The 25,553-nt window shown below is 72.3% G+C and carries 21 protein-coding genes; 11 read left to right on the plus strand and 10 right to left on the minus strand.

Annotation, left to right across the window (positions count from 1 at the left end; genetic code table 11):
- Positions 1–37: 37 nt before the first annotated feature.
- Both E1200_RS13490 and E1200_RS13495 read right to left on the minus strand, forming a co-directional pair.
- A complete protein-coding gene (locus E1200_RS13490) occupies positions 38–592 on the minus strand; it encodes an OmpA family protein (protein WP_131952221.1) in 555 nt (184 codons plus the stop codon).
- Between the two features lie 5 nt (positions 593–597).
- On the minus strand, positions 598–1,152 hold the full coding sequence (locus E1200_RS13495; protein WP_131952222.1) for a hypothetical protein: 555 nt from the start codon (positions 1,150–1,152) through the stop codon (positions 598–600).
- A 130-nt stretch (positions 1,153–1,282) separates the two neighbouring features.
- Between E1200_RS13495 and E1200_RS13500 the strand changes: the two genes are divergently transcribed.
- The 6 genes from E1200_RS13500 (at position 1,283) to E1200_RS13525 (ending at position 7,959) form a co-directional block, all read left to right on the plus strand.
- Complete coding sequence (locus E1200_RS13500; protein ID WP_131952223.1) at positions 1,283–1,855, plus strand: helix-turn-helix transcriptional regulator; 573 nt, start codon at positions 1,283–1,285, stop codon at positions 1,853–1,855.
- A gap of 424 nt (positions 1,856–2,279) precedes the next feature.
- Positions 2,280–3,110, plus strand: a complete 831-nt coding sequence (locus tag E1200_RS13505) for a hypothetical protein (RefSeq protein WP_131952224.1) — start codon at positions 2,280–2,282, stop codon at positions 3,108–3,110.
- 12 nt (positions 3,111–3,122) lie between these two features.
- A complete protein-coding gene (locus E1200_RS13510; RefSeq protein WP_131952225.1) occupies positions 3,123–5,129 on the plus strand; it encodes a fumarate reductase/succinate dehydrogenase flavoprotein subunit in 2,007 nt (668 codons plus the stop codon).
- Positions 5,126–5,896 (plus strand): succinate dehydrogenase/fumarate reductase iron-sulfur subunit, encoded by a 771-nt coding sequence (locus E1200_RS13515; RefSeq protein WP_131952226.1) that lies wholly within the window; start codon positions 5,126–5,128, stop codon positions 5,894–5,896. The genes E1200_RS13510 and E1200_RS13515 overlap by 4 nt, the downstream gene beginning before the upstream one ends.
- A gap of 320 nt (positions 5,897–6,216) precedes the next feature.
- Positions 6,217–6,906: a Crp/Fnr family transcriptional regulator gene (locus E1200_RS13520; RefSeq protein ID WP_131952227.1), complete on the plus strand. Its 690-nt coding sequence runs from the start codon at positions 6,217–6,219 to the stop codon at positions 6,904–6,906.
- A gap of 51 nt (positions 6,907–6,957) precedes the next feature.
- A complete protein-coding gene (locus E1200_RS13525; RefSeq protein WP_131952228.1) occupies positions 6,958–7,959 on the plus strand; it encodes a LysR family transcriptional regulator in 1,002 nt (333 codons plus the stop codon).
- Positions 7,960–8,152: 193 nt separating this feature from the next.
- Here the strand turns inward: E1200_RS13525 and E1200_RS13530 are convergent, their stop codons facing one another.
- The 5 genes from E1200_RS13530 to E1200_RS13550 all read right to left on the minus strand — a co-directional run bounded on the left by E1200_RS13530 (position 8,153) and on the right by E1200_RS13550 (position 13,843).
- Positions 8,153–8,914 (minus strand): arginase family protein, encoded by a 762-nt coding sequence (locus tag E1200_RS13530; protein WP_131952229.1) that lies wholly within the window; start codon positions 8,912–8,914, stop codon positions 8,153–8,155.
- Between the two features lie 95 nt (positions 8,915–9,009).
- The gene (locus E1200_RS13535; RefSeq protein WP_131952247.1) at positions 9,010–9,762 is read right to left on the minus strand and encodes a succinate dehydrogenase/fumarate reductase iron-sulfur subunit; all 753 of its coding nucleotides are present in this window, start codon (positions 9,760–9,762) and stop codon (positions 9,010–9,012) included.
- A gap of 2 nt (positions 9,763–9,764) precedes the next feature.
- The gene (locus E1200_RS13540; protein WP_131952230.1) at positions 9,765–11,702 is read right to left on the minus strand and encodes a fumarate reductase/succinate dehydrogenase flavoprotein subunit; all 1,938 of its coding nucleotides are present in this window, start codon (positions 11,700–11,702) and stop codon (positions 9,765–9,767) included.
- A 4-nt stretch (positions 11,703–11,706) separates the two neighbouring features.
- Entirely contained in the window at positions 11,707–12,396 is a 690-nt protein-coding gene (locus E1200_RS13545) for a succinate dehydrogenase cytochrome b subunit (protein ID WP_131952231.1), read from the minus strand.
- Between the two features lie 199 nt (positions 12,397–12,595).
- Entirely contained in the window at positions 12,596–13,843 is a 1,248-nt protein-coding gene (locus E1200_RS13550) for a SpoIIE family protein phosphatase (RefSeq protein ID WP_347813215.1), read from the minus strand.
- A 292-nt stretch (positions 13,844–14,135) separates the two neighbouring features.
- Here E1200_RS13550 and E1200_RS13555 point away from each other — a divergent pair, with 292 nt between their 5' ends.
- Both E1200_RS13555 and E1200_RS13560 read left to right on the plus strand, forming a co-directional pair.
- Entirely contained in the window at positions 14,136–15,938 is a 1,803-nt protein-coding gene (locus tag E1200_RS13555; protein ID WP_243708539.1) for an ABC transporter ATP-binding protein, read from the plus strand.
- Positions 15,935–17,665 (plus strand): ABC transporter ATP-binding protein, encoded by a 1,731-nt coding sequence (locus E1200_RS13560; protein ID WP_347813216.1) that lies wholly within the window; start codon positions 15,935–15,937, stop codon positions 17,663–17,665. Before E1200_RS13555 ends, E1200_RS13560 begins: the two co-directional genes overlap by 4 nt.
- Positions 17,666–17,753: 88 nt before the next feature.
- Here E1200_RS13560 and E1200_RS13565 read toward each other — a convergent pair whose 3' ends face one another.
- A complete protein-coding gene (locus E1200_RS13565) occupies positions 17,754–19,838 on the minus strand; it encodes a prolyl oligopeptidase family serine peptidase (RefSeq protein ID WP_131952235.1) in 2,085 nt (694 codons plus the stop codon).
- A gap of 176 nt (positions 19,839–20,014) precedes the next feature.
- On the opposite strand from E1200_RS13565, the gene E1200_RS13570 reads away from it, so the two are divergent.
- The 3 genes from E1200_RS13570 to E1200_RS13580 all read left to right on the plus strand — a co-directional run bounded on the left by E1200_RS13570 (position 20,015) and on the right by E1200_RS13580 (position 23,092).
- A complete protein-coding gene (locus E1200_RS13570) occupies positions 20,015–21,475 on the plus strand; it encodes a serine/threonine-protein kinase (RefSeq protein WP_131952237.1) in 1,461 nt (486 codons plus the stop codon).
- Positions 21,476–21,525: 50 nt separating this feature from the next.
- Positions 21,526–22,425, plus strand: a complete 900-nt coding sequence (gene mshB / locus E1200_RS13575; protein ID WP_131952239.1) for an N-acetyl-1-D-myo-inositol-2-amino-2-deoxy-alpha-D-glucopyranoside deacetylase — start codon at positions 21,526–21,528, stop codon at positions 22,423–22,425.
- A gap of 106 nt (positions 22,426–22,531) precedes the next feature.
- On the plus strand, positions 22,532–23,092 hold the full coding sequence (locus tag E1200_RS13580) for a DUF6113 family protein (RefSeq protein WP_131952241.1): 561 nt from the start codon (positions 22,532–22,534) through the stop codon (positions 23,090–23,092).
- A 42-nt stretch (positions 23,093–23,134) separates the two neighbouring features.
- Here E1200_RS13580 and E1200_RS13585 read toward each other — a convergent pair whose 3' ends face one another.
- Together E1200_RS13585 and rocD are read right to left on the minus strand one after the other, a co-directional pair.
- A complete protein-coding gene (locus tag E1200_RS13585) occupies positions 23,135–24,103 on the minus strand; it encodes an LCP family protein (RefSeq protein WP_131952243.1) in 969 nt (322 codons plus the stop codon).
- A 174-nt stretch (positions 24,104–24,277) separates the two neighbouring features.
- Complete coding sequence (gene rocD / locus E1200_RS13590) at positions 24,278–25,471, minus strand: ornithine--oxo-acid transaminase (protein WP_131952245.1); 1,194 nt, start codon at positions 25,469–25,471, stop codon at positions 24,278–24,280.
- Positions 25,472–25,553: the final 82 nt, after the last annotated feature.

Raw genomic sequence — 25,553 nt, forward strand, 5'->3', positions numbered from 1 at the left:
ATCCCACCCCGGCCGACCCTTCGGGGGACGGGGGCGGTCAGTTCCTCTCGTAGGTTATGTCTACGCGGCGGTTCTTGGCGCGGCCCTCTGGGGAGTCCTCGTTGGCGTTCTCGTTTGGGGCTACGGGTTTTCTTTCGCCGTAGCCTTCGGCCGTGATGCGCAGGCTCGTGTTCTGCAGGGAGCGCTGCAGTTCGGTTTTCACTGCTTCGGCGCGTTGTTTCGAGAGGTCCAGGTTGTAGTCGTCAGGGCCTACGGAGTCGGTGTGGCCGGAGACCTCGATGGTTCCGCGGACGTCGCGGAGGCGTTTGGCGAGTTCGGCGATGCGGCGTTCGGCGGCATCGGTGAGGGTGGCCTTGTTGAAGTCGAACAGGACGTCGGCCGATATGCGTACTGTGACCTGCTCGCCGTTGTTCTCCTCGGTCTCCAGTGGGATGACCGCCCTGGAGAGGTCGATGTTGCGGACGGATTCGGCCGTCTCGATGTTGCGGATGGATTCGGCGATGTTGGCCTCGGGGACGTCCGAGGCCGCGCCGGCCACCGACGGGACGGCCAGGAGCGCGCCGAGGACGGCCGCCGCGAGTAGGAGCCGCATGCCGGTCACCGTTCCACCGGGATGTCGCGGAAGGTCGGCCAGGAGCCGATCTGCACGTCCACCGCCTTCACGTTGTCCGGCGGCGCGGCGAACGTGAAGGAGAAGTTGCCGGTCTGGTTGTTGGGGATGCGGGTGGTGATGTCGTTCGTCTCCAGTTCCTTGCCGCGGAAGTCCTTGACGACGACGTACCGCTTGAGGTTGACCGGGTCGATCAGCGAGGTGCCGAGGCCGTCCCTGCCGTTCAGCTCGTAGGGGGAGGGCTTGTCCTCGCCGCCCGGGGGGATGCGCGGGGTGAACTGGGTGAGGAGGGTGGCGAGCCGGCCCCGGACTCGGAGGCCCATGATCGCGATGTCGACCTTGGCCCCCGGCTCGATGAGGGAGTCGAACGTGGCCTTGGTGATCGGCTCGCCGACGTCGTCGAAGCCGGGTTCGCCCTCCGCGACGGCTCCGCCGGCCGTGCCGCCGGAGCGTTCCCCGGAGGACGAGTTCGGCACCAGGGAGCAGCCGGTGGCGAGCAGCAGCGCCGCCGTGGCGGTGGCCAGGCGAAGTGACGGGCGCATGGTCGATCCTTCCGGGTTTGTCGCATATGCAAACGAGGTGTCACATGGCACCATGGCAAGAGGCGCCATGGGCTTGTGTGCGTCCGCGAATATAGCGTTTGCATTTGCGAATCGTCAAGGGGTGGTTCGGTTGGCCGTCGCCGAGGACACGGTGGCCCGCAATCGGGCGCTGCAGACCGAGTGGTACGGCGAGCCGCTCGGCGACCGCGTCCGCCCGCTCCTCGACCGGCTCGGGCTCTCCCAGTCCGGGCTGGCGGGGGTGCTCGGCCTGTCCGCGCCGATGCTGTCGCAGCTGATGTCCGGGCAGCGGGCGAAGATCAGCAATCCGGCCGTCCTGCACCGGCTGCTGGCGGTCGAGGAGCTCGTCGGCGGGCCCGGGTTCGACGCGCTGACCGCCGCCGAGATCAAGGACCGGCTGGCGCGGATCCGGGCCGAGACGGCGGCCACCACCTCGAACGTGCGCGTCGCCGCGGAGGGGCGGGACGACGCGCCGGCCGGGCGGGGGCCCGCCGAGTCGGCCCGCCTCGTCCAGACCGTCCTGCGCGAGGTCGCCTCCGCCTCGGAGATCGAGGCCGCCGCCGAACTGCTCGCCGACCGCTTCCCCGACCTCGCCGAGGTGCTGCGCGTGTACGGCACCGGACGGGCGAGCGAGGCCGAGGCCCATTTCATCCGCAAGATCGTCAACCACGTGCGGTCGGAGTAGGCGTCCGGGGTCCGCTCACCGTCCGTGACCGAGTGCGGGGAGGGGCGTCCCACCTGCTGGACGGCCCGGCGGCCATGCCCGGGTGCACTCGTCTCCATTCCGTTCAGCCATAACAACTGGTTATGGAAGGCGGGCCGTGTGCGGGTGTCGTCCGGAGGCTAAAGTCTGTGGTCAGACTCACATGCGGGTCTGCCTGTTGTGTATGTCACAGCTCCCGGCGGGTGGCGTAAGGTCGCTTCGCTGGAAGCGCACACGAGGCGTCACCGCCCGCATGCGACTCGGCAGCCGGTCGCGACCGCGAACCGGCCGGGGCGCATGGCCGACGGCTCGGACGCACGGGCCGAGGCCGGGGCGCGACGGCCGCAGGGTGCGCTCAGACCGTGGTACCGGGGACACGAAGACCCGAGCTCAGGAGAGCCGAACGATGAGCACTGTGGAGGCGCCCGCGAAATCGCGCGCCCAGATCAAGGAACGCACGCTCCGGAAGGACAACTGGCGGCTGTATCCGGTGTCGATCTTCGTGATCTTCACCGCCTGGGTGGCGTACGCGACCGTCCGGGCCTTCTGGGGCGCCGCCTTCTACGTGCCGGAGTTCCACTACCTGACGCCGTTCTACTCGCCGTGCTTCAACGAGATCTGCAACAGCGTCACGGTGAACGGCCACACCGGCAGCGCGGCGATGTTCGGGACGTTCCTGCCCGAGGGCACCCGCGGCTGGATCCCGTTCGCGGCGATCTCGCTGCCGTTCCTGCTGCTGTTCCGGCTGACCTGCTACTACTACCGCAAGGCGTACTACCGCTCGTTCTGGCTGTCGCCCGCCGCGTGCGCGGTGCGCGAGCCGCGTGAGAACTACACCGGGGAGCGGCGCTTCCCGCTGATCGGGCAGAACCTGCACCGCTACTTCTTCATGGCGGCCGTGCTGATCTCCCTCATCAACACCTACGACGCGCTCCTCGCCTTCCACGGCAAGGACGGCGGCTTCGGGATCGGGCTCGGCACCGTCATCCTGGTCGGCAACGTGATCCTGCTCTGGCTGTACACCCTCTCGTGCCACTCCTGCCGGCACATCATCGGCGGACGGCTGAAGAACTTCTCCAAGAACCCCGTCCGGTACCGGATGTGGGGCTGGGTGTCCAAGATCAACGAGCGGCACGGCACGTACGCCCTGATCACGTTGGGCTCGCTGGTGGTGGCCGACTTCTACATCATGCTGGTCGCCAGCGAGACCATCTCCGACCTGCGTTTCTTCAACTGAGGCCAAGGGATCATGACTGAGATCGAGAGGCACTCGTACGACGTCGTGGTGATCGGCGCCGGCGGCGCCGGGCTGCGCGCGGCGATCGAGGCGCGCCTCCAGGGCAAGAAGACCGCGATCATCTCCAAGTCGCTGTTCGGCAAGGCGCACACGGTGATGGCGGAGGGCGGGGCCGCCGCCGCGATGGGCAACGTCAACGCGAAGGACAACTGGCAGGTCCACTTCCGCGACACGATGCGCGGCGGCAAGTTCATGAACAGCTGGCGGATGGCGGAGCTGCACGCCAAGGAGTCCCCGGACCGCATCTGGGAGCTGGAGCTGTGGGGCGCGCTGTTCGACCGCACCAAGGACGGCAAGATCAGCCAGCGCAACTTCGGCGGGCACGAGTACCCGCGGCTGGCGCACGTCGGTGACCGGACGGGCCTGGAGCTGATCCGCACCGCGCAGCAGAAGGTCGTCGCCCTCCAGCAGGAGGACCACGCCGAGCACGGCGACTACGAGGCCAGGCTGAAGGTCTGGGCCGAGACGACGGTGACGCGGCTGCTGAAGGACGGCGACGGCAAGATCTGCGGGGCGTTCGGCTACGTCCGCGAGACCGGCAAGTTCGTGGTGTTCGAGGCGCCGGCGGTGGTGCTGGCGACCGGCGGCATCGGCAAGGCGTTCAAGGTCACGTCGAACTCCTGGGAGTACACCGGGGACGGCCACGCGCTGGCGATGCTCGCCGGCGGGACGCTGCTGAACATGGAGTTCGTGCAGTTCCACCCGACCGGCATGGTCTGGCCGCCGTCCGTCAAGGGCATCCTCGTGACCGAGTCGGTGCGCGGCGACCGCGGCGTCCTGCGGAACTCCGAGGGCAAGCGGTTCATGTTCGACTACATCCCCGAGGTGTTCAAGGAGCAGTACGCCACCTCGGAGGAGGAGGCGGACCGCTGGTACGACGACCCGGAGAACAACCGGCGGCCCCCCGAGCTGCTGCCGCGCGACGAGGTGGCCCGCGCGATCAACTCCGAGGTCAAGGCCGGGCGCGGATCGCCGCACGGCGGGGTCTTCCTCACCGTCGTCGACCGGATGCCCGGCGGCGCCGCCGAGATCGTCAAGCGGCTCCCGTCGATGTACCACCAGTTCAAGGAGCTGGCGGACGTCGACATCACCAAGGAGGCCATGGAGGTCGGCCCGACCTGCCACTACGTGATGGGCGGGGTGGAGGTCGACCCCGACACCGGCGCCGCGAAGGTCCCCGGGCTGTTCGCCGCGGGCGAGGTCTCCGGCGGCATGCACGGCTCCAACCGGCTCGGCGGCAACTCGCTGTCGGACCTGCTGGTCTTCGGCCGCCGGGCCGGGCTCGGCGCGGCCGAGTACGTCGACGCGCTGCCGGCGCGTCCCGCCGTCCCGGAGCAGGAGGTCGCGGCGGCGACGACCGAGGCGCTCGCGCCGTTCGAGCGGGCGGACGGCGAGAACCCCTACGCCGTCCACGCCGAGCTGCAGCAGACGATGAACGAGCTGGTCGGCATCATCCGCAAGGAAGAGGAGCTGCAGCAGGCGCTGGAGTCGCTCGGCAAGCTCCGCGAGCGGGTCGCGAACGTCAAGGTCGACCCGGTCGCGGTGAACGACGGGCGCGGCTACCACCCGGGCTGGCACCTCGCGCTGGACCTGCGGAACATGCTGCTGGTGTCGGAGGCGGTCGCCAAGGCGGCGCTGGCGCGGCAGGAGAGCCGCGGCGGCCACACCCGCGACGACTACCCGCAGATGTCGGCGGAGTGGCGGAAGGTCAACCTGGTGTGCTCGCTGGCCGGCGACCCGGCCGACCCGCACGTCGAGCTGACCAGGCAGCCGCTCTCGCCCATGCGGGACGACCTGCTGGGCCTGTTCGAGAACGACGAGCTGAAGAAGTACCTGACCGCCGAGGAACTGCCGGCCGCCCTGGCCGCGGAAGTCGGGACGGCGGAGGCGGAGGCCGCGGCCGGGTCCGGTGCGACCGCCGCGTCCGCCGACGGCAAGGACGAGGAGGGCGACCGATGAGCTACGAGGCCAAGTTCAAGGTCTGGCGCGGCGACGACGGCGACGGCGAGCTGGTCGACTACACGGTCGAGGTGAACGAGGGCGAGGTCGTCCTCGACATCATCCACCGGCTGCAGGCGACGCAGGCGCCCGACCTCGCCGTCCGGTGGAACTGCAAGGCGGGCAAGTGCGGCTCGTGCTCCGCGGAGATCAACGGCATGCCGCGGCTGCTGTGCATGACGCGGATGTCGACGTTCGACCCGGACGAGACGGTCACGGTGACGCCGGTCAACACGTTCCCGGTGATCCGCGACCTGGTCACGGACGTGTCGTACAACTACGAGAAGGCGCGGCAGGTCCCGTCGTTCGACCCGGGCGACGCCAAGCCGGGCGAGCTGCGGATGCAGCAGGTGGACGTCGAGCGCTCGCAGGAGTTCCGCAAGTGCATCGAGTGCTTCCTGTGCCAGGACGTGTGCCACGTCATCCGTGACCACGAGCAGAACAAGGAGAAGTTCTCCGGCCCGCGCTTCCTGATGCGGATCGGCGAGCTGGAGATGCACCCGGCGGACCAGGCCGACCGGCGCAACATCGCGCAGGACGACCACGGCCTCGGCTTCTGCAACATCACCAAGTGCTGCACCGAGGTCTGCCCCGAGCACATCAAGATCACCGACAACGCGCTGATCCCGATGAAGGAGCGGGTGGTGGGCCGCAAGTACGACCCGGTCGTGTGGCTCGGCACCAAGCTCGGCATCGTCAAGAAGGGGCAGGACACCCCGTCCGCGTGACGGTCCCGGTGCTCCGGCCTTTCGCGAGCGTCCCCCGCCGCCCCGCGCGACGGGGGACGTTCGCGTTCCCGCCCGGCAGCGACGCCCTGGCATGCGGCGCTCCCGTGACACGGCGGGCGGCGTGCCCCCGGGCCGCCGCCCGCCGTTACGCCGTTCCCCATGAACGCCGTGGACGCTGGACGGCCTGCCAACCGCACACGCCACGACCACCCTGTCCCACCCCCGGCCGTTCGAGTAGGGATTTGTGCACACAACGCGTTGTGGATTCGTGATTCTCTTCCCGGGCCGCGGCAAGCCCGGCGCCCTCTAGCGTGGGGGCCATGAGCGCCCTCGAACCGGGCTCGTTCTTCGCCGAACTCACTCAGGCGGAGCGCGCGGACCTGGAGTCCCGCGGCCGCGTCCGCGACTTCGCGCGGGGGGACACGCTCTTCACCGAGGGGGAGGCCCCGGGCTGGGTCGCCGTCCTGCTGCGGGGCCGCGTGAAGGCGTTCTCCTACCGTGAGCAGGGCGGGGAGGCGCTGCTGGCCGTGCGCGGGCCGGGGGCGCTGCTCGGCGAGGTCGCCGCGATCGACGGGCAGCCGCGGTCGGCGTCGGTCGCCGCGCTGGAGCCGGTACGGGCCCTGGCGGTCCCGGCGGACGAGTTCATGGCGTTCCTCCAGGCCCACGGCCGCGTCTCGATCATCATCATGCGGGTGCTGTGCCAGCGCTGGCGCGACGCCGACCGCAAGCGCGCCGAGTTCGGCATGTTCGACGCGACCGGGCGGGTCGCGCAGCGCCTCGTCGAGCTGGCCGAGCGGTTCGGCGTCCCGTACCGGACGGGCGAGGGGGACGGGCAGAGCGTCCGCATCACGCTGAACCTGTCGCAGGAGGAGCTGGCGGGCTGGGTCGGCGCGTCCCGCGAGGCGGTCAGCAAGGCGTTGCGGACGCTGCGCGCGCACGGCTGGATCGAGACGGGGCGGCGCCGCCTCATCGTCCATGACCTGCAGGCACTCCGCCGCCACGCCCGCTGACCCGCGGACCGCGTGCGGGCGGGGCGGGACGCGACCCGTACCCTGTGCAGGATGCAGTTGCAGCAGCTCGCCTATTTCGTCGCGGTGGCGGAGGTGCGCCACTTCACGCAGGCCGCGGAGCTCCTGCGGGTGGCGCAGCCGTCGCTGTCGAAGCAGATCCGCGCGCTGGAGTCGGAGCTGAACGTGTCCCTGTTCAGCCGGGCCAGGGGGAACATCACCCTGACGCCCGCGGGCGAGGCCCTGCTGCCGCTGGCCAAGCGCATCCTCGCCGACGTCGACACGGCGCGCCTGGAGGTGCAGGAACTCGCGGGTCTCAAGCGCGGCCGGGTGCGGCTCGGCGCAACACCGTCGCTCTGCGCGGGCCTGCTGGCGGACGTGCTGCGCCGCTTCCACGACGCCTACCCGGGGATCCAGCTCCTGGTGGAGGAGGGCGGCTCCCGTGACCTCGTGCGGGAACTGACCCGCGGTTCGCTGGACATGGCGCTGGTCATCCTCCCGCTCCAGGGCGACCCGCCGCTGGACACGACGCCGATCCTGCGCGAGTTCCTGGTGGTGGCGTCGCCGACCGGTGCGGAGACGGGCCTGCCCGAGCGTTCCCTGAAGGCCGCGCAACTGCCTCGCCGCTCGTATCTGCGCATCGAGGATCTCCGGAACCGGCCGCTCGTGATGTTCCGCCCGGGGTACGACCTGCGCGAGGCGACCATCAGCGCGTGCCGTGCCGCCGGTTTCGAGCCCCGGTTCGCGGTCGAGGGGGGCGAGATGGACGCCGTCCTGCGCTTCGTGGAGGTCGGCCTGGGCGTGGCGGTCGTGCCGAGCATGGTCCTCGCGGGACGGCCCGGCCTGCGCGGAACGCCGCTCGTCCTCCCCGACGAGGAGGCGCGCCGCGGACGGCAGGGCCCCGGCCTCCTCCGCACCATCGCCCTCGCCCACCGCAAGGACGTCGAGCTCACCCACGCGGCCCGCGCCTTCCAGGACACCCTGCAGACGTTCCTCGTCGAGGCGGGCCTGGCCGGCAGCCTCCCCCCGGGCGTCGAAACCCTCCTCACCGAATAGGCGCAGCGGAGAGCGCTACGACTTCGGCCGCGCCGTCCGGCGATGCCGCGCCGGTCGTCGATGCCGTGCCGGTCGTCGACGGCGTCGCAGTGGACGGCGGCGGTCAGGTCGAATCTCCGGGGAGGAGCCGGCCAGCCGCTCCTGCAAGATCACGGTCTGGTCAGGGGTCTTCGCGCATGTGCGAGTGGCCGGATCAGGCGCCCTCGGTCCAGCCCAGAATCTCGGCCAGGAGGCGGGTGCGGATGGCGGTGTCGTCGTTCTCCGGGAGGTGCCAGGGGCAGGCGAGGTCCAGGGCGGCGACCCGGCCGGTGGCCATGACGCGGCGGTAGGACGCGAGCACCGCGTCGCGCGACGGGCCGTCGCCGACCGGGAACCGCAGGCCCGGCAGGTCGTCCTTGTCGATCACGTCCAGGTCGACGTGCAGGACGAGCGGCCCGTCGGGCAGGACGACGTCGTCCACCGGGCAGTGCCGCACCTTCGAGGTCGCGAGGAACTCCGCCTCGGCGGGGTCGAGGTCGCGGGCGTCCACCAGGACGGCGCGGTCCTCCGGCAGCGGGCGCATCCCCAGCGGGCCGGTGAGCAGCTCGGGATGGTCGCCGATGATCTGCCGCAGCGGCATCCCGCCGATGTAGCCGGACGTGGAGCTCTCCAGGGAGTGGACGTCGCCGTGTCCGTCGAACCAGACGACCGAGGCGTCCACGCCCGCCCGCTGGACGCCCGCGAGGACCGCCGTGGAGACCAGGCAGTCGCCCGACACCACGGTCGGCCTCGTCCCGCCGGCGACCTGGTCGGCGACCTCGGCGGAGACGAGTTCGTACAGCGCGCCGAGGCGTGTCCAGACGTCGCCTTCGGCGGGCAGCTCCCGCGTCACCGGGATGAAACCGGCGGTGGGCAGGGGGAAGGACGAGTCGGGGAGCCGTTCGTCCAGGTGGTAGGGAACCAGCGTGATCGTCATGGGTCCACGGTAGCGGCGCCCATGAACGGTCCCCGTGACTGAATGACCCCGCCCGGTACTCCGGGCGGGGTCGGTCCAAGGGGTGCCGTACCGGGTCAGCGCTTCTTGCCGCCCGCGCTGGCCTTCAGGTAGTCGTGGTTCAGCCGGCCGATGACGTCCAGGGGGATGCCCTTGGGGCAGGCGGCGGTGCACTCGCCGGTGTTGGTGCAGCCGCCGAAGCCCTCCGCGTCGTGGGTGTCGAGCATCGACACGACGCGGTCCCAGCGTTCCGGCTGCCCCTGCGGCATCAGGCCGAGGTGGGTGACCTTGGCGCCGAGGAACAGCGCGGCCGAGCCGTTCGGGCAGGCCGCGACGCAGGCGCCGCAGCCGATGCACTCGGCGGCCTCGAACGCGCGGTCGGCGTCCGGCTTCGGGACGGGCACGGCGTGCGCCTCGGGCGCGGTGCCGGTCGGCGCGGAGATGTAGCCGCCGGCCTGGATCATCCGGTCGAACGCCGAGCGGTCCACGACCAGGTCCTTGACGACCGGGAACGCCGCCGCGCGCCACGGCTCGATGTCGATGACCTCGCCGTCCTTGAACTTGCGCATGTGCAGCTGGCACGTGGTGGTGGCCCGTTCGGGACCGTGCGGGGTGCCGTTGATGACGAGCGAGCACATGCCGCAGATGCCCTCGCGGCAGTCGTGGTCGAACGCGACCGGCTCCTCGCCCTCGGCGATCAGCCGCTCGTTGAGGACGTCGAGCATCTCCAGGAAGGAGGCGTCCGGGGAGACGCCGTCGAGCTCGTACTCGACCATCCTCCCCTTGTCATCGGGGCCGCTCTGGCGCCAGACGCGCAATGTGAGCTTCATGGTCACTTGTAAGACCTCTGGGTCGGCTTGACGTATTCGAAGTTCAGGGCCTCCTTGTGGAGGATCGGCTGCCCGCCCTCCCCGGCCCACGCCCAGGCGGCGACGTAGGAGAAGTTGACGTCGTCGCGCTTGGCCTCGCCGTCCTCGTCCTGGCTCTCGGCCCGGAAGTGGCCGCCGCAGGACTCGGTGCGGTGCAGCGCGTCGACGACCATCAGCTCGGCGAGCTCGAAGAAGTCGGCGACGCGGCCCGCCTTCTCCAGCTGCTGGTTGAGCTCCTCGCCCTTCCCGGTGACCCGGACGCGCTCCCAGAACTCCTTGCGCAGCTCCGGGATGAGGTCGAGCGCCTTGCGCAGGCCCTCCTCGGTGCGCTCCATCCCGCAGTACTCCCACATGATGTGGCCGAGCTCGCGGTGGAAGGAGTCGACGGAGCGGTCCCCGTCGATCGACAGCAGCCTGTCGATCTGCGACTTCACGCGCTCCTCGGCCTCGGTGACCGCGGCGCCGCCGACCGGCCCGAGCTCGTTGCGGGCGATGTAGTCGCCGATGGTGTTCGGCAGGACGAAGTAGCCGTCCGCGAGGCCCTGCATCAGCGCGGACGCGCCGAGGCGGTTCGCGCCGTGGTCGGAGAAGTTCGCCTCGCCGATGACGAACAGGCCGGGGATGGTGGACTCCAGGTCGTAGTCCACCCACAGCCCGCCCATCGTGTAGTGGACGGCGGGGTAGATGCGCATCGGGGTCTCGTACGGGTTCTCGCCGGTGATGCGCTCGTACATCTGGAAGAGGTTGCCGTACTTGGCCTCGACCTTGTCCCGGCCCAGGCGCCCGATGGCGTCGGCGAAGTCGAGGTAGACGCCGAGGCCGCCGGGGCCGACGCCGCGTCCCTCGTCGCAGACGTTCTTGGCGGCGCGGGACGCGATGTCGCGCGGGACGAGGTTGCCGAAGGACGGGTAGATGCGCTCCAGGTAGTAGTCGCGCTCGTCGTCGGGGATGTCGGCGGGCCTGCGCGTGTCGCCGGCCTTCTTCGGCACCCACACCCGCCCGTCGTTGCGCAGCGACTCCGACATCAGCGTCAGCTTGGACTGGTGGTCGCCGCTGACCGGGATGCACGTCGGGTGGATCTGGGTGAAGCACGGGTTGGCGAACAGGGCGCCGTGCCGGTGGGCGCGCCACGTCGCGGTGACGTTCGAGCCCATCGCGTTCGTGGACAGGAAGTACACGTTGCCGTAGCCGCCGGACGCCAGCACGACCGCGTCGGCGGTGTAGTGCTTGATCTCGCCGTTGATCAGGTTGCGGACGACGACGCCGCGCGCCCGCCCGTCCTCCATGATCAGGTCGAGCATCTCGTGCCGCGGGTACAGCTCGACGTTGCCCGCGTCGACCTGCCGCATCAGCGCCTGGTACGCGCCGAGCAGGAGTTGCTGGCCCGTCTGCCCGCGCGCGTAGAAGGTGCGGGAGACCTGCGTCCCGCCGAACGAGCGGTTGTCGAGCAGGCCGCCGTACTCGCGGGCGAACGGGACGCCCTGCGCGACGCACTGGTCGATGATGTTCCGGGAGATGTCGGCGAGCCGGTGCACGTTCGACTCGCGGGAGCGGAAGTCGCCGCCCTTCACCGTCTCGTAGAACAGCCGGTGCACGCTGTCGCCGTCGTTGCGGTAGTTCTTGGCGGCGTTGATGCCGCCCTGCGCGGCGATCGAGTGGGCGCGGCGCGGGGAGTCCTGGAAGCAGAACTGCTGGACGTGGTACCCGGCCTCGCCGAGGGTGGCGCCCGCCGAGCCGCCGGCCAGCCCCGTCCCGATGATGATGATCTTCTTCTTGCGCTTGTTGGCGGGGTTGACCTGCCTGGCCTCGAACTTGCGGGTCGTCCAGCGCTCCTCGATGGGGCCCGCGGGCGCCTTGGCGTCGGCGATCGGCTCGCCGGACTTGTAGAAACCGTCGATCATGGTGTCAGCTCACCCATCCGAACGTGATGGAGACGGGGACGGCGACGAACCCGAGCGTCACGACCGCCGCGGTCGCTCCGGCGAGGCCCCGGAGCAGCCGCTCCGTGCGCGGGGTGCGCAGCCCGAGGGTCTGGAACGCGCTCCAGATGCCGTGGCGGAGGTGCACGCCGACGAACAGGATCGCGACGACGTACCAGACGGTGATGTACCAGCGGGACGGGTCGAAGTCGGCGACCATCCGCTGGTAGGGGGTCGCGTCACCGCCCAGCGGGTTGAGGACGAAGAACGTCATGTCCAGCAGGTGCCAGACGACGTAGAACGCGATGATGACGCCGCCGTACCGCATCGTGCGCGCGGCGTAGCCCTGGGCCTGCGACTTCTTCTTGGCCTGGTACTTCACCGGCCGCGCGGCCGACGCGCGCCGGGCGAGCGACACCGCCGACCACATGTGCAGGACGACCGCCACCAGCAGCACGACTTCGAGGAGCGTCAGCACCGTCCGGTACGGCAGTGCCGGCTCGCCCAGCGTGCGCAGCCAGTGCGCGTAGTCGTTGAAACTCTCCGCGCCGAAGAAGATCTTCAGGTTCCCGATCATGTGCGTGATCAGGAAGAGCACGAGGACGGCGCCGGTCACCGCCATCACGGCCTTCTTGCCGACGGTCGACCGGTAGATCGCAGGAATCGCTACAGCCACGTGCCGACGCTATGTGGACCTGCGCTGAGAGTTCCAAGTCATCAGCGCACTGGTTTCGATAGCCGCCGGCTATCGAGCCAAGCAGAACGGACGTTGTGCCCATTCCGTGATAGACCGGCCGGTGAGTGACTTCACAGGACGTTTTGGAACCCGCCGGATCGGTGATCCAACGAACATTGACGAGGTCAGGGCCGGTGTGTCAGTAGCGCGAAGGACGCGCCGCGCCGTCGTGGTCGGGCTGCCGCGACAGCAGCAGCACGGCCAGGTCGTCGGTCAGGGCGTCGCCGTTGAGCGTCTCGACCTCGCTGACGAGCGCGTCGATGAGGGACCGTCCCGTGGCGCCGCCGCCGCGGGCCCGGTGCGCCAGCTCGACGAGCCCCTCGGTGCCGAGCCGGTCCGACCCCGGGCCGACCTTCCCCTCGATGAGGCCGTCGGTGTAGAGCATCACCGCCCACGACTCGCCGAGGTCGATCTCGGTGGTCGGCCACTCGGCGCCGGGCACCAGGCCGAGCGCCGGGCCGTGCGCGTAATCGGGCAGCGCCGACACCTCGAACCCGGCGTCCCCGGGCGTGCCGCGGAACAGCAGCGGCGCGGGGTGGCCCGCCAGGTGCATCCGGGCGGTCCGCCGCGACGGCGCGATCGTGATCATGCAGAGCGTCGTGAAGATCTCCTCGCTGCGCCGCTCGTGGCCGAGGACGCTGTCGAGGGTGCCGAGGAGCTGCTCGCCGGTGTGGCCGGCTAGCACGAGCGTCCGCCACGCCATCCGGAGCTGGACGCCGAGGGCGGCCTCGTCGGGCCCGTGCCCGCACACGTCGCCGATGACGAGGTGGACCGCGCCGCCCTCGGTCTGCACGGTGTCGTAGAAGTCGCCGCCGAGCAGGGCCCGCCGGCGGCCGGGCCGGTAGCGGGTGTGGTGCCGCAGCGCCGGGTCGTCGATCAGCGGGACGGGCAGCAGGCCGCGCTCCAGCCGGGCGTTCTCCCGGCCGACGATCCGGGCCTCGACCAGCCGCCGCTCGGTCTCCTCCGAGCGCTTGCGCTCGATGGCGTAGCGGATGGCGCGGGCCAGCAGCGGCGCGTCGACCTCCTGCTTGACCAGGTAGTCCTCGGCGCCGGCGGCGACCGCCCGCACGCCGAGGTGCGCGTCGTCGAGGCCGGTCAGCACGACCACGGCCGCGGACCCGGACAGGGCCAGGACCTGCCGCAGCCCGTCGATCCGGTCGATGCCGGGGGTGGACAGGTCGACGATGATGCACTGGGTGCGCCGCGTCAGCGCCCGCCCGGCGGAGTCGAGGTCGCCGACCACGTTGATCTCGACGTCCATGCCGCTCTCGGCGAGCATCTTCTCGACCATGAGGACGTCGCCGGGGTCGTCGTCGATGAGGAGCAGGTCGACCCTGTCCCCGGCCCCCGGCATGAGGGAATGCGTCTGGTGACTGATGGTGCTCACAAAGGCTTCCGAAAAGTCGGGCTGGCGACTGGCAGCGGTCACGGCGTTCCGCGTGGCACCCCGTGGGCACGGGGAGTGGCGCACCGCGCCGGGGGAGCGGCATTGGCCTAGCCGCCGGAGTCCCGGCTCAAGGAGCGGAGGAAGCATCGCCCCGTGCTTCGACCTTAGCGCGTCCTGACCTTGTGCGGCACCCCTGGACGCTGTCCGGCGGGGTTTCGGGTGAGCCGTAACCCGTCCGGACCACCCGGAAAACCAGTCGAACTTTCGCGGCCCCGCTGCATAACCTTCGTCCGTGAAGCCGCTGCCGGAAAAAGATCCTGGCACGCCCGGCCGTGTCGTCCGAGACGGGACGCCCGCCTCCGGCACCGTCCCCGACACCGCCTCCGTGGAGATCACTCCCGCCCGCTACCTGCTGTGGCTGCTGCGCCTCCAGTGGCGGACGTGCGCCGCGGGCGCCGTCCTCGGCGTGGTCTGGATGCTCAGCCAGGCGCTCATGCCCGCCGCGATCGGCCGCGCCCTGGGCGACGGCGTCGCGGCCAAGGACGAACGTGCGCTGCTGACCTGGGCCGGGGTCCTGCTCGCCTTGGGCGTCCTCCAGGCGGGGACGGGCGCGTTCCGGCACCGGCTGGCGGTGTTCAACTGGCTGGCGGCCTCGTACCGGACCGTCCAGCTCGTCACCCGGCAGGCCACCCGGCTCGGCGGGACGCTCCCGAAACGGCTGAGCACGGGCGAGATGGTGAGCATCGGCCTGTCCGACGTCGTCCACATCGGCGGAGCGCTGGACATCGTCTCCCGGGGGACCGGCGCCGTCGTCGCCATCATGGCCGTCGCGGGCATCCTGCTGGCCACCTCGCCGGTGCTCGGCTTGATCGTCCTGGTGGGCGTGCCGGTCATCCTGGCCTTGGCCGCGCCGCTGCTGCGCCCCTACCGGGACCGGGAGCAGGAGCACCGCGAGCTGGTCGGCGAGCTGAGCACGCACGCCACCGACCTCGTCGCGGGCCTGCGGGTGCTGCGCGGCATCGGCGGCGAGGCGATGTTCTCCGGCCGCTACCGCGCCGAGTCCCAGCGGGTGCGGCGGGCCGGGGTCGCGGTCGCGCGGGCCGAGACGCGGCTGAGCGGCGCCGAGGTGCTGCTGCCCGGCCTGCTGATCGCGCTCGTTACGTGGGTCGGCGCCCGCTTCGCCGTACAGGGGACGATCGGCGTGGGCGAGCTGGTCACGTTCTACGGCTACGCCGTGTTCCTGATCATCCCGCTGAAGACCGTGGGGGAGGCCGCCGGCAAGATCACCCAGGCGCTGGTCGCGGCGGGGCGGGTCACGATGCTGCTGGCCATGGAGCCGGAGATGACGCACTCCGGGACCGCGCGCCCGGACGGGCCCCTTCACGTGACCGACATCGAGTCGGGGCTCGTCGTGCGCGACGGCCGGGTCACCGCGATCGCGGCGGCGGATCCGCGCGACGCGCAGGCCATCGCCGACCGGCTCGGCCGGTACGCGCCGGGCGTGGTGGACTTCGGCGGCGTCCCGCTGCACACCGTCGCGGACGTCCGGCGGCGGGTCCTCGTCGCGCTCAACGAGGACCGCCTGTTCTCCGGCCGCCTCGCCGAGAGCCTCGCCCCAGAGGGCGACGAAGCGGCGCTGCGCAGGGCCGTTCACGCCGCCTGCGCCGAGGACATCGTCGACTCCGTCGGCCTGGACGCGCATGTGGCCGAGGCCGGGCGGGAGTTCTCCGGCGGGCAGCAGCAGCGCCTCCGCCTGGCGCGGGCTCTCGTCGCCGATCCCGACGTCCTGGTCCTGGTGGAACCGACCAGTGCGGTGGACGCGCACACCGAAGCGCGCATCGCCGACCGCCTCGGCCAAGCGCGCGCGGGACGCATCACCGTCGTCTGCACAACGAGCCCCCTGATGCTGGACCGGGCCGACCACGTGGCCTTCGTCCAGGACGGCCGGGTCGTCGCGGAGGGGACGCACCGCGACCTCCTCGACGCCGACCCGCGCTACGCGGCCACGGTGACCAGGCAAGAGACCACCCCGGCCAGACCGGAGACGGACAGGACCGCGGAGACGGACAGGACCGCGGAGAGGGCGGGAACGTGAGCACCGAGGCTCTCCCGGCCGAGACACTGCCGGTGGCGACGCCCGCGCAGGTGCGCGCGTACGCGCGGCGCCTCGTCATGCGCCATCCCCGTGACCTCGCAGTCGTCCTCGCCCTGCACGGGCTCGCCGCCGTGACGGGCCTGGTGACGCCGCGCCTGCTCGGCGCCCTGGTCGAAGGCGTTGGCGACGGCAGCGCCGACGTCGACACGACCGGCCTGGCCATCGCCGGGTTCGTCATCGTCCAGGGCATCCTGACCCGCTACGCGTACTTCGCGTCCGCGCGGCTCGGGGAGCGGGTGCTGGCCGGCCTGCGCGAGGAATTCGTCGACCGCGTCCTGGGGCTGCCGCTGGCGCGGGTCGAGCGCGCTGGCACCGGCGACCTGGTCACCCGCGCGTCCCGGGACGTGGACACGCTGAGCACGTCCGTCCGCTACGCGATGCCGGAGACGCTCGTCGCCGTCGTCGTCTGCGCGCTGACGGCCGGCGCGCTGCTGCTGAACGGCCCGCTCGTCGCGCTGCCCGCCCTGGTCGGCGTCCCGCTGCTGTGGACGGTGATGCGCTGGTACCTGCCGCGCGCGCACGGCGGGTACCTGCGGGAGAACGCCGCCTGGTCGCGGATCGCCGACGGGCTGACCGAGACCGTCCAGGGCGCCCGGACAGTCGAGGCGCTCGGCCTGGCGGACCGCCGGCACGCCCGCGGCGACGCCGACATCGCGGCGTCCTACAAGGCGGAGCGGTACACCCTGCGCCTGCGCATGGTCCTGTTCCCGGTCGCGGAGCTGGGCTTCATGCTGCCCGTCGCGGCGACGCTGCTGGTCGGCGGCCTCCTCTACATCAACGGCATGGCCTCCCTCGCGCAGGTGACCGCCGCGACCCTGTACGCGCAGCAGCTCATCGCCCCGGTCGACACGATGCTGTCCTGGCTGGACGAGCTGCAGCTCGGCGGCGCGTCCCTGGCCCGCCTGCTCGGCGTGGGCGACATCCCGCCCGACCGCTCGCCGAACGGCCGCCGCCCGTCCGGTGAGCGGCTCACGGCACGCGACGTCCGCTACTCCTACCGCTCCGGCGCGGACGTGCTGCACGGCGTGGACCTCGACCTCAGACCCGGTGAACGCCTCGCCGTGGTCGGGCCGAGCGGCGCGGGCAAATCGACCTTGGGTCGCCTGCTCGCCGGCGTCGACGGCCCGCGCTCCGGCTCGGTCACCCTCGGCGGCGTGCCGCTGGTCGAGCTGCCGCTGGACGAGCTGCGCGGCCACGTCGCCCTGGTCACCCAGGAGCACCACGTGTTCCGCGGGACGATCCGCGACAACCTCGTGATGGCCCGGCCGGACGCGTCCGACGCCGAGCTGGAGCGGGTCCTCGCCGCGGTCGACTGGGACGGCCCCGGCCTGGACGCGGGCACCGGCTCCGGCGGCGAGGCCCTGACGCCCGCGCAGGCACAGCAGCTCGCACTGGCCCGGCTCGTCCTCGCCGACCCGCACACCCTCGTCCTAGACGAGGCGACCTCGCTCCTCGACCCGCGCGCCGCCCGCCGCCTGGAGCGCTCGCTCGCCGCGGTCCTGGACGGCCGGACCGTCGTGGCGATCGCGCACCGCCTCCACACCGCCCACGACGCCGACCGCGTGGCCGTGATGGAGAACGGCCGCATCACCGAGCTGGGCACCCACGAAGAACTAGTGGCCGCCAACGGCCCCTACGCCGCCCTGTGGCGAAGCTGGAGCTCCTAGCCGGCCCGCCCGACCCGGCGTTGACTTGCGGCGTGTTGCCCTTTCCGGCATGCCCATAAGGGCGACACGCCGCAAGTCAACGCAGGTGCTAGCCGCGGTTCAGGGACTGTTTGAGGTAGTCGACCTGGAGGTGGAGGAGGTTTTCCGCCACTACCTCTTGCGGGGTCATGTGGGTCACGCCCGACAGGGGCAGGACGGTGTGGGGGCGGCCGGCGGCCAATAGGGCGGACGACAGGCGGAGCGTGTGGGCCGCCACGACGTTGTCGTCCGCGAGACCGTGGATGATCATGAGCGGGCGTTTCAGCTCGCCCGCCATCTCGATGAGGGAGTTGGCGGCGTAGTGCTCGGGGTCCTCGTCGGGGTGGCCCAGGTAGCGCTCGGTGTAGTGGGTGTCGTACAGCCGCCAGTCGGTGACCGGGGCCCCCGCGATGCCCGCGTGGAACACGTCCGGGCGGCGCAGCACCGCCAGGCCCGCGAGCCAGCCGCCGAACGACCAGCCGCGGATGCCGACCCGGTCCAGGTCGAACGCGTCGGGGTGCCGCCGCGCCGCCTCGATCAGCGCGGTGATCTGGTCCTCCAGGACCGGTTCCGCGAAGTCGCCGTGCACGGCGCGCTCCCACGCGGGCCCGCGGGCCGGGGTGCCGCGGCCGTCGGCGATCACCACGGCGAACCCCTGGTCGGCGAGCCACTGCGGCTCGCAGTACGCCCGCTGGACGGCCAGGACGCGCTGCGCGTGCGGGCCGCCGTAGGGGTCCATGAGGACGGGCAGCCTGCCGTCGCCCGGCTTCCAGCCGGCGGGCAGCAGCACGGCGGTGCGGAGCTCGCGGTCGCCGGTGCGCAGCAGCTCGACCCGCGGCGTGATCACCGGGGTCTCGGCCAGCGAGGCGACCGGGTGGACGCCGGACGGGGCGCGCACCTCGACCTCCACGCCGGGCCGGTCCAGCCGGGAGCCGGTGACCACGGTGGTCCCGCCGGACCGGGTGCCGGCGAAGACGCCCCGCCCCTCAGTGATCTTCGTCACGCCGGACGCGTCGCGGGAGTAGAGGTGGACCTCGGTGGGCTCCTCGGACGCGGTGAACAGGATCGCGTCGCCGTCCACCCCCAGCACCGACCGGATCTGCATCCCCGGGGGCGTCACGGGCGTCCCCGCGACGGTGAGCCGGCGCGTGTCCGCCGCGTGGTCCTCGGTGACCCAGACGAGGTCGCCGCCGGCCGTCCGGACCGGCAGCCCGGGGACGATCTCCGTCCACACCGGGTCGTGCTCGTTGTGCACGAGGGACGTGTCCCCGTTGGACGGGTCGACCCGCAGTACCCGCGTCACCCGCTGGTCGCGCGGCTGCACGACGATCAGCAGGCCGTGCCGGTCCCACGCCGCGGTGACGACGTAGGGGAACATGCCGCGGTCCCAGTCGACGTCGACCCGGCCGCCGTCGACCTTGAGCAGCACCAGCGACACCATCGCGTTCGGCGTCCCGGCGGCCGGATAGGCGATCTCGGCCGGCGCCGCGTCCGGGTTGGCGGGGTCGGCGATGTGCCAGCGCTGCACCGGCGTCTCGTCGACCCGCGCGGCCAGCAGCGTCCCGCCGTCCGGCGACCACCAGTGCCCGCGCATCCGGCCCATCTCCTCGGCCGCGACGAACTCGGCGAGCCCGTAGGAGATCTGGTCCGACTCCGGCTGCACCAGCGCCCGGTCGCCGGTGCCGTCGATCTCGATCAGCCGCAGCGTCCGGTCCGACACGTAGGCGACGCGCCGCCCGGCCGGGTCGGGACGCGGGTCGAAGACCGGCGCCCGCGCGGGCAGCTCCCGGACGAGCGCGGTGTCGAGGTCGGCGACGTACAGCCGCCCGGCCAAAGTGAAGACCGCCTGCCGCATCGACCGGTCGGTGGCGTACCCGACGATGCCGCCCGCCTGCTCGCGGGCGCGCTCGCGCCGCGCCCGCTCCTCGGCGGGCAGGTTCTCCTCGCCCGGGACGTCCAGCGCCGCCGGGTCGGCCACGCAGCGCTCCTCGCCGGTGGCGGTGTCGAGCGTCCACAGGCAGGTCACCGGGTCGTCGCCGGCCCGCGTGCGCAGGAACGCGACGCGGGACTCGTCCGGGGCGATCTGGAAGGCGCGCGGGACGCCCAGGCTGAACCTTCGCGTGCGGGCGCTCTGCCGCGGATAGCTGATGCTCATGGCATCCGAGTCTGCCAGTCCGGTTTCGCTGGCGAAGTCGCGCATGGCGGCCTCCCGGGCCCTATGATCGCGGGCGTCGCATGGGGGACGGGGGAAAGACCCCTGCCCGGGTCTGCGCTCGCGTAAGCTCAAGGCTTCCCCAAACACTTATTTCGTCGCGGGCTGAGGAGTGGTCAATGCCGGAGCTGCAGCCGGGAGATCCCCGGCGGCTTGGCTCGTACGAGATCGTCGAACGGCTCGGTGAGGGCGGCCAGGGCGTCGTCTACGCGGGTGTCGACGCCTCCGGGAACAGGGCCGCCATCAAACTGCTCCGCGCGGACCTCGCCGGCGACACGATGGCGCGCACCCGCTTCGTCCGGGAGGCGCAGGCCGCCAAGCAGGTGGCCCGGTTCTGCACCGCGCAGGTCCTGGAGGCCGACGTCGCGGGCGACCAGCCCTACATCGCCAGCGAGTACGTGCCGGGCCCGTCGCTGTACAAGCAGATCACCGAGACCGGCCCGATCACCGGCGCGGCGCTGGACCGGCTCGCCATCGGCACCGCGACCGCGCTCGTCGCGATCCACCAGGCCGGCATCGTGCACCGCGACTTCAAGCCGCACAACGTCATCATGGCGCCGGACGGCCCCCGGGTGATCGACTTCGGCATCGCGCGGGCGCTGGACGCCGGGCAGACCTCCGCGACCAAGGCGATCGGCACCCCCTCCTACATGGCGCCCGAGCAGGTGGCGGGCGCCGCGCTCACCGAGGCCGTGGACGTGTGGGCGTGGGCGACGACGATGGTGTTCGCCGCGACCGGGCGGCCGCCGTTCGGCGACGACACCGTCGTCGCGGTGATCAACCGGGTGATGCACGAGCCGCCGTCGCTGGAGGGCGTCCCGGAGAACCTGCTCGGGCTGATCTCGTCCTGCCTGGTCAAGGAGCCGGAGCGGCGGCCGACCGCGCAGCAGCTCATGATGGCGCTGATCGGCAGCGGGCCGGGCGGCGCCGGGCAGACCCGCATGGACGACCCCGCGCAGGCGACCACGATGCTCGCCGAGGGCTCGACCCTCGCCGCCGGCGGCGCCGCCGCCGGGATGATGGCGGGCCCGCCCGGCGGCGCGACCCGCCGGGTGTCGCCCGCCGACTACACCGGGAACATCCCGCCCGCGCGGCCCCCCTACGGCGGCGGGCCCACCGGCCCCGGCCGCGGCCGCTACGACGACTGGGAGCCCGAGCGCAAGTCGAAGCTGCCGATCTTCGCGGCCGTCGCGGCGATCGCGGCGCTGGCGCTGGTCGTCGGCCTGTTCATGGCGACCCGGGGGAACGACTCCCCGGACACGCCGCTCACCCCCTCGGTGACCGACTCCTCCTCGGTCGAGGAGACGCCCACCGAGGAGGAGGACGACGAGCCGACCGAGCTCCCCACCCGGCGGCCCGAGACCTCGGCGCCCCCGCGGACGCAGATCCCGACGCGGGTGCCGACGACCCCGAACATCCCGACGCAGGACCCGACCACCAGCGCGCCGACCGACCCGCCCACCGGCGGGGACGACGACGATGACGGCGGCACCGGCGGCGGCACGGGCGGCGGCGGGACCGGCGGCGGCGGTGGCGGCGGCACCGGTGGCGGCGGGGCCGGCACCGGCGGAGGCGGCTGAGCGAGGGCGGTCATCGCCGCGGCGCCGCGCGCTGAGTAGGCTCAATACCTATGAAGGAGCCGCGGATCCTGTTCGTCCACGCCCATCCGGACGACGAGTCCATCGGGACCGGGGCGACCATGGCCAAGTACGCCGCCGAGGGCGCCCACGTCTGTCTCGTCACCTGCACCCTGGGTGAGGAGGGCGAGGTCATCCCCGAGGACCTGCGCCACCTGGCCTCCGACAAGGAGGACCGGCTGGGCGAGTACCGGATCGGGGAGCTGGCGGAGGCGTGCGCGGCGCTCGGCGTCCGCGACCACCGCTTCCTCGGCGGCCCGGGGCGCTGGCGCGACTCGGGCATGATGGGGGCGGCCACCAACGACCACCCCCGCTGCTTCTGGCGCGCCGACCCCGACACGGCCGCGCTGGACCTCGTCCCCGTGATCCGGGAGGTCCGCCCGCACGTGATCGTCACCTACGACGAGCGCGGCAACTACGGGCACCCCGACCACATCCAGGCGCACCGCGTCACGTGGCGGGCGTACGAGCTGGCGGCCGACCCCGCCCACGAGGACGGCGCCGAGCCGTGGCGGGTTTCCAAGGTCTACGCCTACGCCACCCCCCGCACCGTCCTCGCCCGCGCGATCGCGGTGATGCGGGAGGCGAAGCTGCCGTTCGCCCGCGTCGCCGGGCTGGACGAGCTGGGCTCCGGTGTTCCGGACGGCCAGGTCACCTCGGCGGTGGACGCCCGCGCCCACCTGCCCGCCAAGATCGCCGCCCTGCGCGCCCACCGCACCCAGATCGCCGTGGCGCCGGACGAGGTCGGCCCGTTCTACGCGCTGTCGAACAACCTCGGCCAGCAGGCGTTCGGTACCGAGTACTACATCCTGCAGGCGGGGGAGCTGGGGCCGCTCGGCCCCGGCCGCCGCGAGCGGGACCTGTTCGCCGGCCTGGCCGACCCGCCCGGCTGAGCCCGCCCGGCCGAGCCCGCCCGGCTGAGGCGTCCGGTCGAGCCGTCCGGCTGAGGCTCGTCCCCTCCGGGGGGAACGCCCCGGCGTCCCCGGTACCCTGGCGGGCGTGGACGAGGACGACGAGACCCGGGTGAGCCTGGCGAAGGACGGCCGCCCCGGCGCTCTCGCCGGAGCGGACGGGGCGCCCGCGCCCGGCGGGGATGCGCCCGGCGGGGATGCGGTCGGTGCCACGGCCGTGCCCGCGCCGGAGCACCCGGGCGGCGAGACCCCGGTCGACGCGGTCGTGGCCGGCGCCGCGTACGCCGTCCTCGCCCTGCTCGGCGTCGTGTTCGCGGTGTTCGGCTCGTTCGTCCAGAACTGGACCTTCGGCCCCGTCCCGGTCGCGGCGATCGTGCTCTCGGTGCTCGTGTTCTGCGTGGTCCGGCTGGCCGGGCTCGGGATGGGCGGGCGGCTCGGCGCCGCGGTGCCCGCCGTGATGTGGGGCGTGACGGCGTTCGTGATGTCGATGCGCCGCGCCGAGGGCGACCTCGCCGTCCCCGGCACGGTCGCCGGGTACGTCTACATCATCGGCGGCATGGTCGCCGCGGTGGCCGGGGTGATGCTGGTGCCGGCGGCGCGCCCGTCCGGCGACTGGCTGCTCGGCAGAGCGGGCCGCACCGGCGGTTAGCGGCGGCCCATCCCGGCCTGCCGGCACGGCCCGACCGGCGGTTCAGCGGACGGCGTCCACGGAGTTCGCGGCGCCGTTGCGCACCATGTAGTCGCCGACGCGGTCCTCGCGGACGGCGGTGAACAGGTCCCGCATGCCGGCCTCGTCGAGCAGCACGACGCTCTGGTCGCCGCGCGCGGCCGGGCCCTTGACCGGGGTGGTGACGTACTCCAGCGTCGACGTCTCCAGCAGGCGCCGCGCGAGCCCGCGCAGCGTCCCGGTCGTCACGGTCCCGTCCACGGTCACCGAGCGCGACACCGCCCGGATGAACCGGTCGATCTTGATGGGGTTGCGGGTGTCGAGCGCCTTGTTCGCGAGGGCCTGCAGGAACGCCTGCTGCCGCTTGATCCGGTCGAGGTCGCCGGCGGGCAGGTTCCAGCGCTGCCGCACGAAGTCCAGCGCCTCCACGCCGTCCAGGTGGTGGTCGCCCGCCTCCCAGGTGCGGTCGTGCATCGGGTCGTGGGTGCGTTTGGTGATGGTGACGTCCACGCCGCCGAGCGCGTCGGTCATCTCCACGAACCCGCCGAAGTCGAGCGCCGCGTAGTGGTCGACGCGCACGTTCGTGAGCTTCTCGACGGTGCGGATCAGCAGCGCCGGGCCGCCGTGCGCGAACGCGGCGTTGATCTTCGTGGTGCCGTGCCCGGGGACGGGGACCCAGCCGTCCCGCGGAATCGCGATCACCGAGACCCGCTCGTCGTCCGCGGACAGGTGCACCAGCATGATCGCGTCGGCGCGGGCGCCCATCCACGGCATGTCCGCGCGCCGGTCCGAGCCGATCAGCAGCCAGTTCTCGCCGCGTCCGGTGGCCGTCGGCCTGCCCGCCTCGGTGGGCAGCGCGCCCGAGATCCGGTTGACCTCGCCGTCGTACGTCCGTTGCAGCAGGTACAGGCCGACCCCGGCGAGCAGCAGAACGCCGAGCGCCAGCCCCCCGCAGCCGATGACCACCCGGCGCCTACCGAATCTCCGCAGCATGGCCCCACCCTCCCTGCGAGGGGGCGGTCACCGCGCGCGCCATGCGGGCTCCTGGCCCGCTCTTGGCGGACTTTGGGGTTTGCAGTGGCCAAAGGCCCGGTTCGGGCGGCGGCCTCAGTGCTCGGCGGCTCGGTGCTCGACGGCTCGCTGCTTGCTGGCTCGGTGCTTGGCGGCTCACCCCTTGAGGGCGGCCTCCAGCTGGTCGAGGGCCCAGTCGAGGTCGGTGCGCTCGATGGTCAGCGGCGGGGCGAGCCGGAGGGTGGTCTCGTGGGTCTCCTTGGCGAGGACGCCGAGGTCCATGAGCCGCTCGCTGACCGGGCGCGCCTTGCCGTGCAGCTCGACTCCCGCCCACAGGCCGCGGCCGCGGACCTCGCGGACGATGTCGCCCGGCAGCGCGCCGAGCCGGTCGTGCAGGTGGGCGCCGAGCGTCCGGGAGCGCTCCTGGTACTCACCGGTCTTCAGCATCGCGACGACCTCGCGGCCGATGGCGCAGGCGAGCGGGTTGCCGCCGAACGTCGAGCCGTGCTGGCCGGGCTTGAAGACGCCGAGGACGCCGGCGTCGGCGACGACCGCGGACACCGGCATGATGCCGCCGCCGAGGGCCTTGCCGAGGACGTAGACGTCGGGGACGACGCCCTCGTGCTCGCACGCGAACGTGGCGCCGGTGCGGCCGAGGCCGGACTGGATCTCGTCCGCGATCATCAGCGTGCCGTTGGCGGTGCACAGGTCGCGCACCGTGCGCAGGAACCCGCTCGGCGGGACGTTGACGCCGGCCTCGCCCTGGATCGGCTCGATCAGCACGCCGACCGTGGAGCCGTCCATCGCGGCCTTCAGCGCCTCGGCGTCCCCGTACGGGACGGTCCGGAAGCCCGGTGTGTAGGGGCCGTAGGAGTCCTTGGCGTCGGGGTCGGTGGAGAAGCTGACGATCGTGGTGGTGCGGCCGTGGAAGTTGCCCTCGAACGTGATGATGTTCGCCTGGCCGTCCGGGACGCCCTTGACCTCGTAGCCCCACTTGCGCGCGGTCTTCAGCGCGGTCTCGACGGCCTCGGCGCCGCTGTTCATCGGCAGGACCATGTCCTTGCCGCACAGCTCGGCCAGCTCGGCGGCGAACGGGCCGAACTGGTCGTGGTCGAACGCGCGGCTCACCAGGGTGACGCGGTCCATCTGCCGCTTGGCGGCCGCGGTGAGGCGCGGGTTGCGGTGCCCGAAGTTGACCGCGGAGTAGGCCGCCAGCATGTCCAGGTACCGGCGTCCCTCGACATCGGTGAGCCAGACGCCGTCGGCCTCGGCGACGACGATCGGGAGCGGGTGGTAGTTGTGCGCGCTGTGCCTGTCGGACAGTGCCCGCAGCTGATCGGTCGGCCTCACGACGCTCCTTCAACTCGGCCCGGTCGTCCTTGACCGGGCATAGCCGGAGCACCGGATGGTGTCCGGTGCCGTGGGGGAGGGC

The sequence above is a fragment of the Actinomadura sp. GC306 genome (assembly GCF_004348665.1).
GTDB lineage: Bacteria > Actinomycetota > Actinomycetes > Streptosporangiales > Streptosporangiaceae > Spirillospora.

Excerpts from the sequence above, each read along its gene's own strand:
- E1200_RS13505 (WP_131952224.1), top strand. The coding sequence starts at position 2,280 with ATGAGCACTGTGGAGGCGCCCGCGAAATCGCGCGCCCAGATCAAGGAA.
- E1200_RS13510 (WP_131952225.1), top strand. The coding sequence starts at position 3,123 with ATGACTGAGATCGAGAGGCACTCGTACGACGTCGTGGTGATCGGCGCC.
- E1200_RS13520 (WP_131952227.1), top strand. The coding sequence starts at position 6,217 with ATGAGCGCCCTCGAACCGGGCTCGTTCTTCGCCGAACTCACTCAGGCG.
- E1200_RS13525 (WP_131952228.1), top strand. The coding sequence starts at position 6,958 with ATGCAGTTGCAGCAGCTCGCCTATTTCGTCGCGGTGGCGGAGGTGCGC.
- E1200_RS13540 (WP_131952230.1), bottom strand. The coding sequence starts at position 11,702 with ATGATCGACGGTTTCTACAAGTCCGGCGAGCCGATCGCCGACGCCAAG.
- E1200_RS13495 (WP_131952222.1), bottom strand. The coding sequence starts at position 1,152 with ATGCGCCCGTCACTTCGCCTGGCCACCGCCACGGCGGCGCTGCTGCTC.
- E1200_RS13570 (WP_131952237.1), top strand. The coding sequence starts at position 20,015 with ATGCCGGAGCTGCAGCCGGGAGATCCCCGGCGGCTTGGCTCGTACGAG.
- mshB (WP_131952239.1), top strand. The coding sequence starts at position 21,526 with ATGAAGGAGCCGCGGATCCTGTTCGTCCACGCCCATCCGGACGACGAG.
- E1200_RS13490 (WP_131952221.1), bottom strand. The coding sequence starts at position 592 with ATGCGGCTCCTACTCGCGGCGGCCGTCCTCGGCGCGCTCCTGGCCGTC.
- E1200_RS13585 (WP_131952243.1), bottom strand. The coding sequence starts at position 24,103 with ATGCTGCGGAGATTCGGTAGGCGCCGGGTGGTCATCGGCTGCGGGGGG.
- E1200_RS13565 (WP_131952235.1), bottom strand. The coding sequence starts at position 19,838 with ATGAGCATCAGCTATCCGCGGCAGAGCGCCCGCACGCGAAGGTTCAGC.
- E1200_RS13535 (WP_131952247.1), bottom strand. The coding sequence starts at position 9,762 with ATGAAGCTCACATTGCGCGTCTGGCGCCAGAGCGGCCCCGATGACAAG.
- E1200_RS13530 (WP_131952229.1), bottom strand. The coding sequence starts at position 8,914 with ATGACGATCACGCTGGTTCCCTACCACCTGGACGAACGGCTCCCCGAC.
- E1200_RS13515 (WP_131952226.1), top strand. The coding sequence starts at position 5,126 with ATGAGCTACGAGGCCAAGTTCAAGGTCTGGCGCGGCGACGACGGCGAC.